The following is a 16,416-nucleotide window of genomic DNA, read 5'->3' on the forward strand; positions in this document are numbered from 1 at the left end:
GCTTAACACTAGGCCGCTGCCTAGACTTGCCCTATGCCCACACTCCAAGCCCTGCGGCCCTTTGCGCACCGCGAGTACCGGGTCCTCATAGCGGCGCTGGCCATTTCCATTTTCGGATCGGGAATGTGGGCTGTCGCCATGGTCTACCAGGTGATCCACCTCGGCGGTGGCCCGCTGGAGCTGTCGCTGGTGGCCACTGCCGGCAGCATCGGCCTGGTGGCTTTTGTCCTCGCGGGTGGGATCGCCGCTGACCGCGTGCCGCAGCGGCTCCTGATCATTGCCGTTGAAGGCGCCAACCTCGCCGTTATCGCGGCGATCAGCGGGCTGGCCATGGCAGGGTGGCTGCAGCTGTGGCATCTCGCCGTGGGCAGCTTTGTGCTGGGCGTGGGCGCCGCGTTCTTCTTCCCTGCCTACTCCGCGATCCTGCCGCGCATCCTGCCGCCCGAGGACCTGCTGGCCGCGAATGGCATGGAGGGGACCATCCGGCCCATCCTCCAGCAGGCGGCCGGACCCGCCGTCGCGGGCGTGGTGGTGGCGGCCCTCTCGCCGTCGCACGCCGTGACCGGAGTGGCCACCTGCCACCTGCTGGCGTTCATCGTCCTGAACTTCCTGGGGCGCCATGCCCTGGACGCGCCCCACAACGGGGCCGACGGCGGGGCTCACGGCGGGAGCGCAAGGGCCGAGGTAGACGCAGACGCCGGGGCAACGGGCGCCGCGAAAACGTCCCTCTTCCATGACCTCCGCGAGGGCATCAGCTACACCATCCGCACGCCGTGGCTGCTGTGGACTTTGCTGTGGGCCTGCGTCTCAGTGCTCTTCCTGATCGGTCCCATCGAAGTGCTGATGCCGTTTGTGGTCCGCGACCAGCTGGGCGGCGACTCGAGCATGTTCGGCTTCCTGCTGGCCGTGATGGGCGTGGGCGGGGCCGTCGGCTCGCTGATCACCGCTTCCTTGAAGCTGCCGCGCCGCTACCTCACGGTGATGATGGTGTCCTGGGGCGCGGGCAGCCTGCCGCTCGCCGCCGTCGGCATTCTGGACAGCTTCTGGACCGTTGCCGCCGCGATGTTCGTCTGGGGCGCCACCGGCAGCGTGGGCATGGTCATCTGGGGCACGCTGCTGCAGCGACGGGTGCCCAGCCACCTGCTGGGACGCGTCTCCAGCCTCGACTTCTTTGTGTCCCTCGCGCTGATGCCCATCTCCATGGCACTTGCCGGACCGGCAGCCGAGGTGTTCCCCATCTGGACAATTTTCCTGGCCGCCGGCATCGTCTGCCCGGTCCTGGCGGTGATCGCCATGATCGCCGCCCGGATGCCCGCCGACGAACTGGCCCACCCGCTGGACAGGCAAGTTGAAGTTCAACGCACGACGGCGGCAGGAGACTGACGCTGCCCGTCACCTGAGGCGCGCAATCACCTGAGGCGCGCAGTCACCTCAGGCGCGAAACCCCACAATGGGGAGACTCGCCGTCGGGGGCCCGCTGGGGAAGACAGTACGTTCCGGAACTTCAAAGGGATCCAGGGCAACCCGGACCGCTTCTTCACCAATGCTGCGCACGTGACCGCGGACATCCACGTCGAGCGGTCCGCCGCTGCGGACGCTGAGCGTGAGTGCCCCGGCGTCAAGCTCCACCAGCAGGAGCCGGCCCTGGATCTTCAGGTGGAAGGACAGCGCCTCCCACTCGGCCGGAAGCCGCGGATCGAAGAACGGCAGCTGGCCCTGGTCCCGAAGCCCGGCAAAGCCGGAGACCAGCGAGCTCCAGACTCCCCCAGCGGAGGCGATATGCACGCCGTCGATCGTGTTGCCATGGGTGTCGTCCAGGTCGATGAAAACGGCGTTCGTGAAGTGCTCCAGGGCGGCCTCAGGGTGCCCCACCTCGGCAGCCATGATCCCCTGCACGCAGGCGGACAGGGTGGAATCGCCGGTGGTGATGGGGTCGTAAAAATCGAACGCGCGGCGCTTCTCCTCGGCGGAGAAATCCTGCCATTGCAGGAACATGGCCAGCACTGTGTCTGCCTGCTTCAGCACCTGGTGCCGGTAGATCACCAGCGGGTGGAAGTTCAGCAGCAGCGGGTACTTCGACCTGGGAGTGGTCCAGTCCCACGGCTCCAGGGTCATGAAGTCGTTGTCCTGCGAGTAGACCTGCAGGTCTTCGTCGAAGGGCAGGTGGATCCGGGCCGCGGCCTGCTCCCACAGCTCGCGTTCGGCGTCGTCGATCTCCGGGTGGTCCAGCGCCGCAGCGGCCCGCAGGTTAAAGCGGGCCATCACGTTGGTGTAGAGGTTGTCATTGACAACAGCCGTGTACTCATCAGGGCCGGTAACGCCGTGGATGTGGAAGGCCCCGTCCTTCCCGAAGAAGCCCAATGCGGCCCACATGCGGGCGGTTTCGATCAGGAGTTCGGCACCCATACCCTCGCGGAAGGTTTCGTCGCCGCTGGCCCACAGGTAGCGGTTGGTGGCGAAGGCGATGGCCGCAGCGATGTGGAACTGCGCCGTGCCGGCAGCGTAATAGGCGCTGGCTTCAAGGCCGTTGATGGTGCGCCACGGGAACAGCGCGCCCTCAACGCTGAGCTCCTTGGCCCGGATCTTGGCGGCCGGCAGCATGTCGTGCCGGAACTCCAGGACCTGGCGGGCGCCGTCGGGGTTCGTGTAGGTGAGGTAGGGCAGGAGGTAGACCTCCTGGTCCCAGAAGTAGTGCCCCTCATAGCCTGAGCCCGTGACGCCCTTGGCGGGGATGCCGGCGATGTCGGCCCGCGCGGTGGCCTGGGCCAGCTGGAACAGGTTCCAGCGGATGGCCTGCTGGAGCTCGGGCTGGCCGCCCACCACGATGTCCGAGGTATCCCAGTACACGCGGTAATGCTCACGGCTCTCGGTGAAGATGTCCTCCACAGACCGGAGCCCGGCTTCGGCGGCCTCCGCCGCGTCCCGATCCGAGTCCTGGACGCCGCGGCCGGCGGCATAGCTGACGCTTTTTTCGAGCCGGAACGGCTCGTCGGCGCGGACGGCAAGGACGTACCGGACGCTGCTGTCGTCTTCGGCTGCCACGGTCTCAAAGGGCTGGTGGCCGGCGGAAGTCCAGTGGTCCACGGCGATTCCCACGCGCTGCCCGGATTCCGCCGCTTCCCAGGAGAGACGGAGCGAGCCGTCGCCGCCGTCGGTCCTTACCGGCAGCAGGACCCGGCCTGCGTGCCGGCCTGCCCGGCGCGGGTCATGCGCCGAGTGGTCCTCCACAGGCTGGTCCTGGCGGTTGATGACGGAGGACGTCACATCGGCGGAAACCTCGCGGTCCGAAGCCACTTCGAGCGAGATGCCCAGGCTGCCGCGTGAGGCGAAGCCCACGGCGCGGCGTTCTGTGGTGGTCACCGTGGCGCCGGACCGGCACAGCCAGGTGATCCGGCATTCGTAGATGCCGGTGGCGAAGTCGACGGAGCGGCGGTAGTCCAGCACGGCTGATTCGGCGAGGGTGAGGCTCTCGCCGTCGATGATCACCGTGAAGTTGTTCGCATCCGGGATGTAGATGATCCGCTGCCCGGTCCGGGCGAAGCCGAACGCGTTCTCCGCATGCTTGATGTCCCAGATCTCGTGCAGGCCGTTGATGAAGCTGCCCGGAAGGTCTGCGTCCGGGGCCGCCCAGTGGGCGCCGCGGATGCCCAGATGGCCGTTGCCCAGGGCAAAGAGCGTCTCAAGGGTGCCCGCGCTGCCCGGCTGGTGGCGTGTTTCCACAAGCTGCCAGGGGGTGTTGGGGAACCGTTCACGGTCCGCGGTGATAAGAGCCATGGTGTTGGGGTCCTTTGGCGTTGTGCGGTGCGGGGAGGTGCTTCGCGCCTGAGGCCGGGGAGCATCAGACGGCGATTGGTGTTAGAGCAGTTCGTCGAGGTCGTTGACCACACTCGTGGCCCCGGCGTCGAGCAGGGTCTGCCGGCCGGCGCCGCGGTCCACGCCGATCACCGAGTGGAACTGTCCTGCGTGTCCGGCCTGGACGCCCGAGACGGCGTCTTCCACCACCACGCATTCTTCGCTGGGCAGGCCCAGCAGTTCCGCGGCGTACTGGTATGTGGCCGGGCTCGGCTTGCCGGGGAGGCCTTCGGCCGCAGCCACCACACCGTCAACCACTATTTCGAAGTGCCCGTTCAGGCCGGCAGCTTTGAGGACAGCCGGTGCGTTCCGGGATGAGGAGACGACGGCGACCTTGAGTCCGCGGGCCACGGCGGCTTCCAGGAAGCGCACCGACCCTTCAAACGGCTCGACGCCGGCGCTGACGATGTCGTTGAAGACCTTGTTCTTGCGGTTGCCCAGCCCCTGGACGGTGGCCTTGGCGGCGTCCTGCTCGGTAAGGTCCTGCTGAGTGGCGTCCCGCCCGGCGTCCTCGGTGGAACCCTGACCAGCGGTGCCGTCACTTGGCGCGCCTTCTGGCAGCACGATGCCGCGGGACGCCAGGAAGTCCCGGACGCCGTCGAACCTGGGCTTGCCGTCGATGTGATCGAAGTAATCGTCCTCGTGGTAGCCGGGCACATCCGGACGGGACGCCAGGAAGCCCTCGAAGAGCTCCTTCCACGCCTGTTCGTGGACAGTGGCCGTGGGGGTCAGCACGCCGTCGAGGTCGAACAGGATGGCGGAGGCAGTAGTCCAGCTGGTGCTTTGGGTTTTCAGAACGTCAGTCATGCGCGGTGTCCTTTCAGACGGCGGGCAACAGGCGGGATGTCACGGGGCGGTAAGTAATGGGGCTATGTAAGTGGGGGCTGGGCAAACAGGCGGAACGTGGAAGAGCTGGCAGAAAAGCGGCGGGCAGCAAGGAGGGGTCCAGGCAAGGAGCGGAGAGGAGCGGCCACGATGCCGCCGGGTCAGCAGGGTCGGCTAAAGGCCACGGTAAAACCACGACGGGCCGACGGGCTGCTGTTAACTTCTTCTTCCATCATGAGCGCCTTGGCACGGCCTGACAACTTGGCGGAGCAGGCACCACGGCGAAGGGCGGGCAGGAGGCGCGATACGTGGCATGTGTCCGGCTACCCTTTCCGATGAGTTCAGCGGCCCGCAAGAGTGGGCCACCGACGAGTGTAAGCGCTTACAAATTTCGCGCGCAACTGTTTTTTCCCGTGTTGCGATGTGGGGCACGTGCCCTGCCGGGCACAGGGTTCAGGCGAGCGCGCGGTTGAACCGATTACGCAGGTCAGCCGAGCACGTAGTGGCGCAGGAAGGCGCTGACGTCCACCATTTCCGTCTTGCTCATGGCGTGGCCCATGCCCGGATACGTCCTGGCGGTCAGCCGGGTGTTTTCGTTCAGCCATTGTCCGGTGTAAGCCGTGGCGTCCTCATTGATCACCAGATCCGCCTTGTCCCGCCCCCAGAAGAAGGGCGGCGGGGCCGTGAAGGATTCGGTCAGGGACAGCAGCTCGTTTTCCAGCACAAAACCGGAAAGCCCAACCGTGGCCCTGTAATCCGCGGGATGGAGCCGGAGCAGCGTGCTGGCCATGGCCATTCCCTGCGAGTAACCCAACAGACTCACGCTGCTGTGCTGGCCCCTGACAGAGTTAATCCACGCCTGGACGGTGTTGGTGGCAGCGATGACATCCGCGAAATCGTTGGCCAGGAAGTAGTCCAGCAGGAACCAGCCGTAGTGGTCGCCGATCACCATGGGTGCGCGCAGGGCAACACAAGTGAACTCGGCCGGCAGGTATTCGAACAGCCGCACCATCCGCGACTCATCGGTGCCGTAGCCATGCATCATGACCAGCAGCGGCGTGCCGTCCCGTTCGCTTTCCGGCTTGGACCACGTAACTGTTTCCATCGGATCAGACTAACGAGCGGCGGGCCACTGAACAGCCACGACATTGGCGCGTCCCGGCTGGCCCAATCATTGAATCGCGCCTTGCCGGGCTGTAGCGTAAGCGTACGACAGCATGCTTATCAGTTCGGCACCACAAGTACTCGAACAACAAGGAGTAAGTCATGAGAATCGGTTCCTCCATCTTCCTTATTGCACTCGGCGCCATCCTGGCCTGGGCTGTCGCCCCGGGACTGATCCCCTTCATAGACCAGGTCATGGTGGGCTATATCCTGATGGCCGTTGGTGTGATCGGGCTGATCGCCTCCCTCATCCTGGCCTCACCGGGCCGCAGCCGCCGGGTCAGCGAAACCCGTTCGGTGGTTGATCCCAACACCGGCGAGCGCATCACCCGCAACGAAAGCCGCGACGGCGGTATCTAGGCTCCACATTTACCCGGACGCCGGGCCGGACCACACAGGTCCGGCCCGGCTTTTCCGTTTCCGCGCGAAGAGCCGGCCCGGTTATCTGTGTTTTTGTGGCTTTCGTTGACAAACCAACATAGACGCAGATAAAGTCAAGTAATTCAACATCATGTGATGCCAGTCACTGGACGTCACGGCCGCTGGGATTCAGCACTTTACGCAATGGAGGGTACGTGTTCGCCGAGGAGCGCCAGCAGAAGATTGCCGAGCTAGTCGCCGGCACAGGCCGGGTCAGCGTGACCATGCTGGCCGAGCGCTTCCGCATCACCACCGAAACCGTCCGTCGCGACCTCGCCACCCTCGAAACCACCGGCACGGTGCGGCGGGTCCACGGCGGAGCAGTTGCGGCCGACCGCTTCAGCACCACCGAGGAAAGCATCATCGAACGGACCATCCAGCGCCCGGACCAGAAGATTCGCATCGCGCAGGCGGCCCTGGCCCTGATCCCCCAGGCCACGTCCGGCAGCATCCTGCTCGACGCCGGTTCCACCACCGAAGCGTTGGCCGACCTCATCTCCCGCCGCGCCGCCGTCGAACCTTCCGCCGCCGAAGCAGGAGCCGAACTGGTGGTCATCACGCACGCCGTTCCAATTGCAGCGAAGCTGTCCAGCGCCCCCGGCATCGCCCTCCAGATCCTCGGCGGTCGTGTGCGGGGCCTCACGCAGGCCGCTGTGGGGCAGTCAACCGTGGAGGCTGCGCAGCGGATGCGCCCGGACATCGCCTTCATCGGCACCAACGGCATCCACCCCACCTTTGGCCTCAGCACTCCCGATCCTGAAGAAGCAGCCGTCAAGGCAGCCTTCGTCCATTCGGCGCGCCGCATCGTGGTACTGGCCGATTCCTCCAAGCTGGACGCAGAAACCCTGGTCCAGTTCGCCTCCCTGAAAGATCTGGACACCTTGATTACAGACAGCGAGCCCAGCCCCGAACTGGCGGCAGCCCTGACCGAGGCCGGCGTTGACGTGGTGATCGCGTGATCGTCACCTTCACGGCCAACCCCAGCCTTGACCGAACAGTGGCCCTGCCCGGCCCCCTGGAACGCGGCGAAGTCCAGCGCGCTGTCTCGGTCAGACAGGAATCCGGCGGCAAGGGTGTCAACGTCTCCCGCGCCCTGGTCGCCTCCGGCCTTGAGACCATCGCGGTGCTCCCAGGTGCCGACAGTGATCCTGTCCTCGCCGGGCTGCTCCACGACGGCGTGCCTTTCGCGGCCCTTCCCATCGACGAGCCGCTGCGCACCAACGTGGCGCTCACGGAGCCGGGCGGCGTGACCACCAAGATCAACGAGCCCGGACCGCTGCTGAGCGAGGACCAGCAGGAAGCCCTGATCGGCCTGCTGCTGGAACGCGCCCGCGGCGCCAGCTGGGTGGTCCTGGCAGGTTCCCTGCCTCCCGGCTTCCCGGCCGACTTCTACGCCACCGTCACCCGGCGGTTGCGGACGGCAGCCGGAGCCGGCGGCGGCGGCGGCGCCCCGCTGATCGCCGTCGACTCCTCCGGCGGCCCGCTCGTCGCAGCCGTCTCCGGCATCTCGCCGGACGGCACGGCACAGCATGGCACGTCACAGGACGGTGTGTCCGGGAAACCGGACCTCCTCAAACCCAACGCCGAGGAACTGGCGGAACTGGCTGCTGCAGCAGGGTTCGCCACGGCGTCCACCGCCGACGAACTTGAAGCGGATCCGGAGGCCGCTGCAGCGGCCGCCGCCGCCGTCGTGCGTTCCGGTGTGGGTGCTGTGCTGGCAACTCTCGGATCCAAGGGAGCTGTCCTGGTAACGGCCGACGGCGCGTGGCTGGCCACGCATCCGCCGGTCGTCGCGGTCAGTACTGTCGGCGCGGGCGATTCATCGCTGGCTGGCTATCTGCTCGCCCACGGCCAGGGCGCCGCCCCGGCCGATTGCCTCCGTCAGGCTGTGGCACACGGTGCCGCCGCCGCTTCGCTGCCGGGTTCCACTGTCCCGGCAGTCCACCAAACCACCCCGGAAGCCGTAACCATCACGGCCCTTCGAAAGGAATGACAGTGACTCAGCTCATCACCACCGAACTGGTCGAGCTCGACCAGAACCTGGGCACCTCGCCCGAGGACGTGATCCGGCACCTGGCCAGCAAAGTTGCTGCCGCCGGCCGCGCGTCAGAAGTTGAAGGCCTCTTCGCCGACGCCTTCGCCCGCGAACAGAAGACAGCGACCGGCATCCCGGGCGGCATTGCCATCCCGCACTGCCGCTCCGCTGCGGTCATCGAACCCACGCTGGCCATGGCCCGGCTCAATCCCAAGGTGGACTTCGGCGCCAAGGACGGCCCCGCGGACCTGATCTTCTTCATCGCTGCCCCCGAAGGCGCAGACCAGGAACACCTGAAGCTGCTGTCCAAGCTGGCCCGGTCCCTGATCAAAAAGGACTTCACTGCGGCCTTGCGTGCGGCGTCTTCCCGCGAGGAAATCGTGGAATTGGTGGACGGCGCCCTGGCGGACAAGCCGGCAACCCACGCGGCTCCTGCATCTTCCGATGCACCTGCTGACGCTGCTGCTGCCGCCGGGGCTGGCGCCCGGCCGAAGCGCCTCGTGGCTGTGACCGCCTGCCCCACCGGCATCGCCCACACCTACATGGCCGCCGATTCATTGGTAGCCGCCGCCCAGGAAATGGGCGTGGACCTGCAGGTTGAGACCCAGGGCTCATCCGGAGCCAAGCCGTTGGACCCGGCAGTCATTGCCGCCGCTGACGCCGTCATTTTCGCGGTTGACGTGGATGTCCGCGGCAAGGAGCGCTTCGCCGGCAAGCCCGTCATCAACGCCCCCGTCAAGCGCGGCATTGACGAGCCCGCCAAGATGGTCCAGGAAGCACTGGCTGCAGCCGACAACCCGAATGCGCGCCGCGTCCCCCACTTCGGGGCGGAGGAACAGGCCGAGAACGAGGCCACCGAAAAGGGCGAGCACATCGGCCAGAAGCTGAAGAAGGCGCTGCTCACCGGTGTCAGCTACATGATTCCGTTTGTGGCCGGTGGCGGCCTCCTGATCGCCCTGGGCTTCCTGCTGGGCGGCTACGACATCACGGGCGTCGCTGACAAGATGGTGGTGCAGAACAACTTCGGCAACCTGCCCGAAGGCGGACTCGCGATCTACCTCGGCGCGGTCCTGTTCAAGATCGGTGCCCTGTCCATGGGCTTCCTGGTGCCCGCACTGGCCGGCTACATCGCCTACGCGATCGCCGACCGTCCGGGCATTGCGCCCGGCTTCGTTGCCGGCGCGGTAGCAGGGTTCATGGGTGCAGGCTTCCTCGGCGGCATCGTCGGCGGCCTGCTGGCGGGCTACATGGCCCACCTGATCGGTACCTGGCAGGTTCCACGCTGGCTCCGCGGCCTGATGCCCGTGGTGATCATCCCGCTGCTGGCCTCCATCTTTGCCTCCGGCCTGATGTTCCTGCTCCTCGGCGGTCCCATCGCCGGCCTTACCGCAGCCCTCAACAGCTGGCTCTCTGGCATGACCGGCGCCTCCGCGGTCGTCCTCGGAATCATCCTTGGCCTCATGATGTGCTTCGACCTCGGCGGTCCGGTCAACAAGGTTGCCTACGCATTCGCCGTTGCCGGCCTGAGCGCCGGCAGCGCAGCCAACCAGGCACCGTGGCAGATCATGGCAACCGTGATGGCTGCCGGCATGGTGCCACCACTGGCGATGGCCCTGGCCACCGTGCTGGACAAGAAGCTCTTCAGCCTGGCAGAGCGTGAAAACGGCAAAGCCGCCTGGCTGCTGGGCGCATCCTTTATCTCCGAAGGTGCCATCCCGTTCGCCGCAGCCGACCCCCTGCGCGTCATCCCGGCCAGCATGGTGGGCGGGGCCCTCACCGGCGCCCTCTGCATGGCCACAGGCGTTACCTCGCAGGCACCCCACGGCGGTATCTTCGTGTTCTTCGCCATCGGCAACCTAGTGATGTTCGTCGTCGCCATCCTGGCCGGAACCGTGGTCAGCGCCCTGGCAGTCATCGCCCTCAAGCGCTGGGCCGCCGCCAAGCCGACTGTTACCGTGGAGTCCGTTCCCGCAACGGTCTGACCCGGCCTTACCCATCACAGATTCACGGCGCAGAACCAAGAGGCGCCGATAGACAAAGGAGCAACAATGTCAGAACGCACCGCAACCGTCGCCAGCCGCGTAGGCCTGCACGCCCGCCCCGCCGCCATCTTTGCCGAGGCCGCCGGCGAGTTCGACCTGGACATCACCATCGCCCGCCAAGGCGAGCCGGTCGATGAGGCAATGGACGCCGCGAGCATCCTGTCCCTCATGAGCCTGGGTGCCGCCCACGGCGACGTTGTGGTGCTCCGCGCCGAAGGTACCGGCGCGGATGACGCCCTGGCGCGTCTGGTCCAGATCCTGGAAACGGATCACGACGCCGAGTGAACAGCTAACGCCGGCGGCCGCCGTCGCGCCTGTCCCCTCTTTGGGGAAGGTACGACGGCGGCCGCTGGTTCTTAAGCGACTCGCCCCATCCAAGTATGTAGTTGGGCTACTTAGGGGCGTTCGGCGATCTTCTTGACGTCCGCCACGAGCATGTCCCACATGCCTTTGGAGTGCTCCGCCGCGTCTTCGTTGGCGTTGTTGTCCTGTGAGAGCGTGAGCGTTGTTGCACCGTCCTGGTCCTCGAGGGTCCAGGTGAGCGTGTGGTAATTTTCCGGTTTGTCCTCTTCGCCGCCCAGCGGACTGAAGTGCGTGTGGACCAGTTTCCGGCCGGGATCCACCTCGAGGATCTTGCCCTTATCCTCGTAGGGCTTGCCTTCCCACTCGCCGCGCCACGCGATGGGGCTACCCTCCGTCCAATCCGTCTCCAGGTCCGCGCCGAACATGAATTCCTTCACGGCGGCCGGATCGGTGATGACCTTCCAGACACGGTCCGCCGGAGCACCAATGCTGATGGTGGATGTGGCCACGAGGTTCACGGGCACTACCGGGCCTCCTTGGCGGTCAACAGCAGATATTCCCATTCCATTTGCCATACGGCATCACCGTGGGCCTCGCCAAACGAATCGGCCAGTTCGGTGAGCGCTTTGTCCAGGGCCTGTGCCTTGTCCAGATCATCGCCGATGAACTTGTAGACCGAGATGGTGGGACCGTAGTGGGATTTGAAGTACCGCAGGAAGTCCTCCGGCTGGTGGAAGCTGCGGATGGCCAGCGAACGCTTCTTCGCCTGGGTATCGGCGATCCTGTCGCCGAAGAGTTCCCGCACGTGGTCCTCGCTCCCCCACAGCGGCGGCGGCTGAGCTCCGGGCGGAGGCGGCGGCGCGAACGGCTTCATGGTGGCAAACATCCTTCCGATGAAGCCTTCGGGCGTCCAGCTGAGCAGGCCGATGGTGCCGCCGGGTTTGCACACTCGCACAATTTCGTCCGCACTGGCTTGGTGGTGCGGCGCAAACATCACGCCCAGGCAGGACGTGACCACGTCAAATGAATCGTCCTCGAACGGCAGCGCCTCGGCGTCTGCTTCCACCCATTCAAGCTCGACGCCGCGATCGGCAGCCTGCCGGCGCCCGGCGTCGAACAGCTCCGGGGTGAGGTCACTGGCAATCACTTGGGCACCCATCATGGCAGCGGGGATGGCCGCGTTGCCGGAACCCGTAGCGACATCCAGAACACGCTGCTTGGCTTTGACTCCGCACGCATCCACCAGGATGGCTCCGAGATCCAGGAGCATCTCACTAGCCAGCGCGGGGTAATCCCCTGAAGCCCACATGGCCCGGTGCTTTTGCTTCAGAGCCCGGTCTGCTTCGTCTACGCCCGTTTTGTCATTCATGGTGGCGCCCCTCTCCTTTGACAGGCTTTTTCCTAGACAGGTTTCGAGTGACAGCACGCTGTTGCACAGGACTGCAATGCGACCCATTGTGGCCGCAGCGGGGCGGGCTGTAAAGCGTCTGGGGCTAGGGCTCGGCGCGGACGCAAGCAAACTTAGGGTTTCCTTGTGTTTCCCCAACCTCGGAATTAGCGTGGAAGCCTGACCAGCCATTACGGCGCTACGGCGTCCAGGATTTCCCGGTCCCGGCGAAGGAGGACGACATGCCCGGCAAAAAGAACCCGAGCCTGAAAGATCCTGAACTCTACGAGGAACTGCGCGAGGACGGCGCGTCCAAGCAGAAAGCCGCCCGTATCTCGAACGCGGCCGCCAAGAAAGGCCGCTCCGCGGTGGGCCGCAAGGGCGGGAAATCCGGCGACTACGACGACTGGACCGTCCCGCAACTCAAGGCCAAAGCCAAGGAAATAGGCCTCACCGGCTACTCAGCCAAAAAGAAGAGCGAGCTTATCTCCGCCCTGCGGAACTCCTAGGCGGCGGCCATCCCCACCAACGCAGCGTGCTCGCGGCCGACGCATTCCCGGTCCGCTTTTTCGCGGACGGCCTCAAGCACCCTTTCGCGCCCGCGTGGTGGCGGCCTTCGCCGCAGGCTTCGCGGCGGCGGTTTTGGTTTCGGAGGACTTCGCCGCAGCCGTCTTGGCACTCGTTGTCCTCGCCCCCGCAGTCTTGGCACCGGCTTTGGCGGGAGCCTTCGAGCCGGAACTGCCGCCACTTTCTTCGGTCCCGGCGTCGTCCGCGTCCGCATCCTCAGAGGCGGCAGGCTTCCCGTCGCCGCGCTTCCGCTCCAGGCTGCGCTTCAGCGCCTCCATCAGGTCGATGACCTCGCCATTGCCGCCCGCACCCGCTTCCACGCCGAACGTTTCGTCGGTATCGAGCGAATCGCCCTTCTCCAGCTTGGCCTCGATGAGCTTCCGGAGCTGCACCTGGTAGTCATCGGTGAAGTGCTCGGGTTCGAAATCCGCGGCCATGGACTCCACGAGGGCGGCGGACATTTCGCGTTCCTGGGCGGAAATCCGGATGGACGTGTCCAGCGCAGGGAAGCTGGCCTCCCGGACCTCGTCGGGCCACAGCAGGGACTGCAGCACCAGCACCTCGTCCTTGATGCGCAGCGCCCCCAGCCGTGTCTTCTCGCGCAGGGCGAACTGGACGATGGCCACCCGGTCCGTATCCTCAAGCGCCCGGCGCAGCAGGACGTAGGCCTTGGGCGACTTGGAATCCGGCTCGAGGTAATAGCTCTTCTCGAACATCATCGGTTCCAGCTGCTCCGACGGGACAAACTGGACCACCTCGATCTCGTGGCTGTTCTCCGCCGGGATGGATTTGAGCTCATCCTTGGACAGGACCACCGTCCGGCCCTCGTCCTCAAACGCCTTGTCGATGTCCGAATAGTCGATGATCTTGCTGCAGACCTCGCACCGGCGCTGGTACCGGATCCGGCCGCCGTCGGCATTGTGGACCTGGTGGAGGCTGATGTCGTGGTCCTCGGTGGCGCTGTAGACCTTCACGGGCACGTTGACCAGGCCGAACGCGATGGCACCTTTCCAGATGGCTCTCATCCCTCAAGTGAACATCACGCGGGGCCGGAGGTGAAGACCCATGGCCGGCCCTAAAGAGCGCGTCAGGGTCGCGGGGCGGGAACTGACCCTCACCAACCTGGACAAACTCATCTACCCGGAAACCGGGACCACCAAGGCCGATGTCCTGGCTTATTACGCCGCCGTGGCCCATGTCCTGATTCCCGCGGCAGCCAACCGGCCCGCCACGAGAAAGCGCTGGGTCAACGGGGTGGGCACCGCCGGGCATCCCGGTGAGGTGTTTTTCCAGAAGAACCTGGAGGATTCAGCGCCGGGCTGGCTCCCCCGCGCCGCCATCACGCACAAGGACCGGACCATCTACTACCCGATGGTGAACGATCCCGCCACGCTCGCCTGGTTCGGCCAGATCAATTCGCTGGAAATCCATGTCCCCCAGTGGCTGGTGGACTCCCACGGCAAGCAGCTGAACCCGGACCGCCTGGTCCTGGACCTCGATCCCGGCGCCGGTGCCGGGCTTCAGGAGTGTGTTGAGGTGGCGTTCCTGGCGCGGGCCATCCTGCAGGATGTGGGTCTGGAACCGGTGCCGGTGACCAGCGGCAGCAAGGGCATCCACCTCTACGCGGGCCTTGACGGAACACAGACCTCGGACCAGGTTTCGGACTTTGCCCACGAACTGGCCCGGGCCCTGGAGGCGGACCATCCCGGCCTCGCCGTGAGCGACATGAAAAAGACGCTGCGCACGGGCAAGGTGCTGGTGGACTGGAGCCAGAACAGCGCCGCAAAGACCACCATCGTGCCGTACTCCCTGCGCGGCCGCCTCACGCCCACCGTGGCCGCCCCGCGGACCTGGCAGGAGATCGGGTCTCCCAAGCTCGAGCATCTCGACTACAAAGCCGTGCTGCGCCGGGTCAAGGCGGGCAAGGACCCGTTCGCCGCCGTCGGCAGCGGTGCCGGGCACGCTGGGGACGCCGGGAACCCCAGTGCGAAGACGGACGACGGCGGCGCGCACGCCCGACTGGAGCGGTACCGGTCGATGCGGGACCCTGACGCGACGCCTGAGCCGTTCTCCGGCGCCTCCGGAAATGGGGATACATTCGTGATCCAGGAGCACCACGCGAGCAGGCTCCACTTCGACTTCCGGCTGGAGCACGAGGGTGTGCTGGTGTCGTGGGCCCTGCCGAAGGGCGTCCCGGAATCCGGCGGGAAGAACCACCTGGCGGTCCAGACCGAGGACCACCCTTTGGACTACGCCACGTTTGAGGGCACCATTCCCAGAGGCCAGTACGGTGCCGGCGAAGTCACTATCTGGGACCACGGCACGTATGAACTGGAGAAATGGATCAACGGCCGGGAGGTCATCGCCACGCTGACCGGCGCCCAGGGCGGCGGCCTGGGCGGCACCAAGAAGTTCGCCCTCATCCACACCGGCCGGGGGCAGGGCCGGGACGCCGAAGGGCAATGGCTCATCCACCTGATGGACAAGGACCACCACACCTTTCATCCGCGGCGGGCTCCGGCGGCGGGTGAACCGGCGGAGGACGCGGCGGATGATGAGCCGGCGGCGGATTCCGCGGCGGACGCGCCGGAGAATCCGGCGGCGGACGCTTCCGGGGCTGAGCCTGCCGCGGACGCTTCCCCGGCCGCGACCGCGCCTTCCCCACTGCGTGCCGAAGATTTCAGTCCCATGATGGCAACGTCCGGCACCGCCGCCGACCTTCACGGCAGCGACTGGCAGTTCGAGCTGAAGTGGGACGGCGTGCGTGCGCTGTTGGTCGCGGACGAAGAGAAGGTCCGGATCTTCAGCCGCAACGGCATCGACGTCACCGCAACTTACCCGGAGCTGACGGACCGGGCTTGCTGGCCGGCGGGGCCGTTCGTCGCCGACGGTGAGATTATCGCCGTCGGGCATTCCGGCAGACCCGACTTCGGGCTGCTCCAGGGACGCATGAAACTGACCCGGCCCGCCGACGTCGCCAAGGCCCGCGCAGCAATCCCTGTCCGGCTGATGCTTTTTGACCTCCTGTCCGACGGCGGCGGGGACCTTCGCCGGCTGCCTTTCGCGAAGCGGCGGGAGCGGCTGGAGGAGTTCCATCACCTGTCAGAGTGTCCCGTGGAGCTGTCCGCCGTCCTGGACGAGAGGATCGAGCACATCCTGGAGAGCGCGCAGGAGCTCGGCCTCGAGGGCGTGATGGCCAAGCGGACCGACAGCCGCTACGTCAGCGGGCAGCGGACCCGGACGTGGATCAAGATCAAGCTGGAGCAGGCTCAGGAGGTGGTGGTGGGCGGTTGGCGGCCGGGTAAGGGCGGGCGGCAGAGTTCGGTGGGTTCGCTGCTGGTGGGCATCCCCGACGGCAACAAGCTGCGGTATGTGGGCCGGGTGGGCAGCGGGTTCAGCATGCGCGAACTGCACGAACTCCGCCAGAAAGTGGACGACCTGGCGCGCAAGACGTCACCGTTCGACGACGTTCCCCGCGAGGATGCCTCGGACGCCCACTGGGTGACGCCACGGCTGGTCGGCGAGGTGACCTTCGGCCAGTGGACCGGCAGCGGCAAGCTCAGGCATCCGGTGTGGCGGGGCTGGCGGCTGGACAAGAACGCCGACGAAGTGGTGCCGGAGGGCTGATGACTCTGCGTTGGCGACGCGCAAATTTTCCTGGGACACGCAAAAGGCCTGGCGACACCCGAATTCGGGTGTCGCCAGGCCTTTTGCGTGTCGTCAGTGAGTATTTGATGCCTTGAGAGCCACCCAATCTTGCGCTTCAGAGCCACCGATCGTGCGGAAGAGAGCCAGTGGTGGTGTGCCTGGGAGCCACTGGC

At 66.2% G+C, this 16,416-nt stretch carries 14 protein-coding genes; 8 read left to right on the forward strand and 6 right to left on the reverse strand.

The features are described from left to right. Positions 1 to 33 precede the first annotated feature (33 nt). Positions 34 to 1,383 carry an MFS transporter gene (locus ASG77_RS19700; protein ID WP_056348949.1) on the forward strand — a complete coding sequence of 450 codons (1,350 nt, stop codon included), beginning with the start codon at positions 34 to 36 and terminating at the stop codon, positions 1,381 to 1,383. A gap of 48 nt (positions 1,384 to 1,431) precedes the next feature. Here ASG77_RS19700 and ASG77_RS19705 read toward each other — a convergent pair whose 3' ends face one another. The 3 genes from ASG77_RS19705 to ASG77_RS19715 form a co-directional block, all read right to left on the reverse strand. Next, positions 1,432 to 3,774, reverse strand: a complete 2,343-nt coding sequence (locus tag ASG77_RS19705) for a glycoside hydrolase family 65 protein (protein ID WP_056348952.1) — start codon at positions 3,772 to 3,774, stop codon at positions 1,432 to 1,434. An 81-nt stretch (positions 3,775 to 3,855) separates the two neighbouring features. Continuing rightward, the gene (locus ASG77_RS19710) at positions 3,856 to 4,659 is read right to left on the reverse strand and encodes an HAD family hydrolase (RefSeq protein ID WP_056348955.1); all 804 of its coding nucleotides are present in this window, start codon (positions 4,657 to 4,659) and stop codon (positions 3,856 to 3,858) included. 505 nt (positions 4,660 to 5,164) lie between these two features. Further along, on the reverse strand, positions 5,165 to 5,782 hold the full coding sequence (locus ASG77_RS19715; RefSeq protein WP_056348960.1) for an alpha/beta hydrolase: 618 nt from the start codon (positions 5,780 to 5,782) through the stop codon (positions 5,165 to 5,167). 161 nt (positions 5,783 to 5,943) lie between these two features. Here ASG77_RS19715 and ASG77_RS19720 point away from each other — a divergent pair, with 161 nt between their 5' ends. The 5 genes from ASG77_RS19720 (at position 5,944) to ASG77_RS19740 (ending at position 10,623) form a co-directional block, all read left to right on the forward strand. Next, positions 5,944 to 6,201 carry a DUF6458 family protein gene (locus ASG77_RS19720; protein WP_056348963.1) on the forward strand — a complete coding sequence of 86 codons (258 nt, stop codon included), beginning with the start codon at positions 5,944 to 5,946 and terminating at the stop codon, positions 6,199 to 6,201. 215 nt (positions 6,202 to 6,416) lie between these two features. Then, entirely contained in the window at positions 6,417 to 7,220 is an 804-nt protein-coding gene (locus ASG77_RS19725; RefSeq protein WP_056348966.1) for a DeoR/GlpR family DNA-binding transcription regulator, read from the forward strand. After that, a complete protein-coding gene (locus ASG77_RS19730) occupies positions 7,217 to 8,254 on the forward strand; it encodes a 1-phosphofructokinase family hexose kinase (RefSeq protein WP_056348969.1) in 1,038 nt (345 codons plus the stop codon). The genes ASG77_RS19725 and ASG77_RS19730 overlap by 4 nt, the downstream gene beginning before the upstream one ends. Before the next feature lie 2 nt (positions 8,255 to 8,256). Beyond that, on the forward strand, positions 8,257 to 10,278 hold the full coding sequence (locus tag ASG77_RS19735) for a PTS fructose transporter subunit IIABC (protein ID WP_056348972.1): 2,022 nt from the start codon (positions 8,257 to 8,259) through the stop codon (positions 10,276 to 10,278). A gap of 66 nt (positions 10,279 to 10,344) precedes the next feature. Beyond that, entirely contained in the window at positions 10,345 to 10,623 is a 279-nt protein-coding gene (locus ASG77_RS19740; protein ID WP_056348975.1) for an HPr family phosphocarrier protein, read from the forward strand. A 110-nt stretch (positions 10,624 to 10,733) separates the two neighbouring features. Here the strand turns inward: ASG77_RS19740 and ASG77_RS19745 are convergent, their stop codons facing one another. Next, on the reverse strand, positions 10,734 to 11,165 hold the full coding sequence (locus ASG77_RS19745) for an SRPBCC domain-containing protein (RefSeq protein WP_156380387.1): 432 nt from the start codon (positions 11,163 to 11,165) through the stop codon (positions 10,734 to 10,736). Continuing rightward, on the reverse strand, positions 11,165 to 12,010 hold the full coding sequence (locus ASG77_RS19750) for a class I SAM-dependent methyltransferase (protein ID WP_056348981.1): 846 nt from the start codon (positions 12,008 to 12,010) through the stop codon (positions 11,165 to 11,167). The genes ASG77_RS19745 and ASG77_RS19750 overlap by 1 nt, the downstream gene beginning before the upstream one ends. A 260-nt stretch (positions 12,011 to 12,270) precedes the next feature. Here ASG77_RS19750 and ASG77_RS19755 point away from each other — a divergent pair, with 260 nt between their 5' ends. Continuing rightward, complete coding sequence (locus tag ASG77_RS19755; protein ID WP_056348983.1) at positions 12,271 to 12,537, forward strand: DUF7218 family protein; 267 nt, start codon at positions 12,271 to 12,273, stop codon at positions 12,535 to 12,537. Between the two features lie 72 nt (positions 12,538 to 12,609). Here the strand turns inward: ASG77_RS19755 and ku are convergent, their stop codons facing one another. After that, complete coding sequence (gene ku, locus ASG77_RS19760; protein WP_056348987.1) at positions 12,610 to 13,620, reverse strand: non-homologous end joining protein Ku; 1,011 nt, start codon at positions 13,618 to 13,620, stop codon at positions 12,610 to 12,612. 40 nt (positions 13,621 to 13,660) lie between these two features. On the opposite strand from ku, the gene ASG77_RS19765 reads away from it, so the two are divergent. After that, entirely contained in the window at positions 13,661 to 16,222 is a 2,562-nt protein-coding gene (locus tag ASG77_RS19765) for an ATP-dependent DNA ligase (RefSeq protein WP_056348990.1), read from the forward strand. Positions 16,223 to 16,416: the final 194 nt, after the last annotated feature.

It is taken from the genome of Arthrobacter sp. Soil762 (genome assembly GCF_001428335.1).
GTDB lineage: Bacteria > Actinomycetota > Actinomycetes > Actinomycetales > Micrococcaceae > Arthrobacter.

Excerpts from the sequence above, each read along its gene's own strand:
- ASG77_RS19705 (WP_056348952.1), bottom strand. The coding sequence starts at position 3,774 with ATGGCTCTTATCACCGCGGACCGTGAACGGTTCCCCAACACCCCCTGG.
- ASG77_RS19720 (WP_056348963.1), top strand. The coding sequence starts at position 5,944 with ATGAGAATCGGTTCCTCCATCTTCCTTATTGCACTCGGCGCCATCCTG.
- ASG77_RS19715 (WP_056348960.1), bottom strand. The coding sequence starts at position 5,782 with ATGGAAACAGTTACGTGGTCCAAGCCGGAAAGCGAACGGGACGGCACG.
- ASG77_RS19740 (WP_056348975.1), top strand. The coding sequence starts at position 10,345 with ATGTCAGAACGCACCGCAACCGTCGCCAGCCGCGTAGGCCTGCACGCC.
- ASG77_RS19765 (WP_056348990.1), top strand. The coding sequence starts at position 13,661 with ATGGCCGGCCCTAAAGAGCGCGTCAGGGTCGCGGGGCGGGAACTGACC.
- ku (WP_056348987.1), bottom strand. The coding sequence starts at position 13,620 with ATGAGAGCCATCTGGAAAGGTGCCATCGCGTTCGGCCTGGTCAACGTG.
- ASG77_RS19710 (WP_056348955.1), bottom strand. The coding sequence starts at position 4,659 with ATGACTGACGTTCTGAAAACCCAAAGCACCAGCTGGACTACTGCCTCC.
- ASG77_RS19700 (WP_056348949.1), top strand. The coding sequence starts at position 34 with ATGCCCACACTCCAAGCCCTGCGGCCCTTTGCGCACCGCGAGTACCGG.
- ASG77_RS19750 (WP_056348981.1), bottom strand. The coding sequence starts at position 12,010 with ATGAATGACAAAACGGGCGTAGACGAAGCAGACCGGGCTCTGAAGCAA.
- ASG77_RS19755 (WP_056348983.1), top strand. The coding sequence starts at position 12,271 with ATGCCCGGCAAAAAGAACCCGAGCCTGAAAGATCCTGAACTCTACGAG.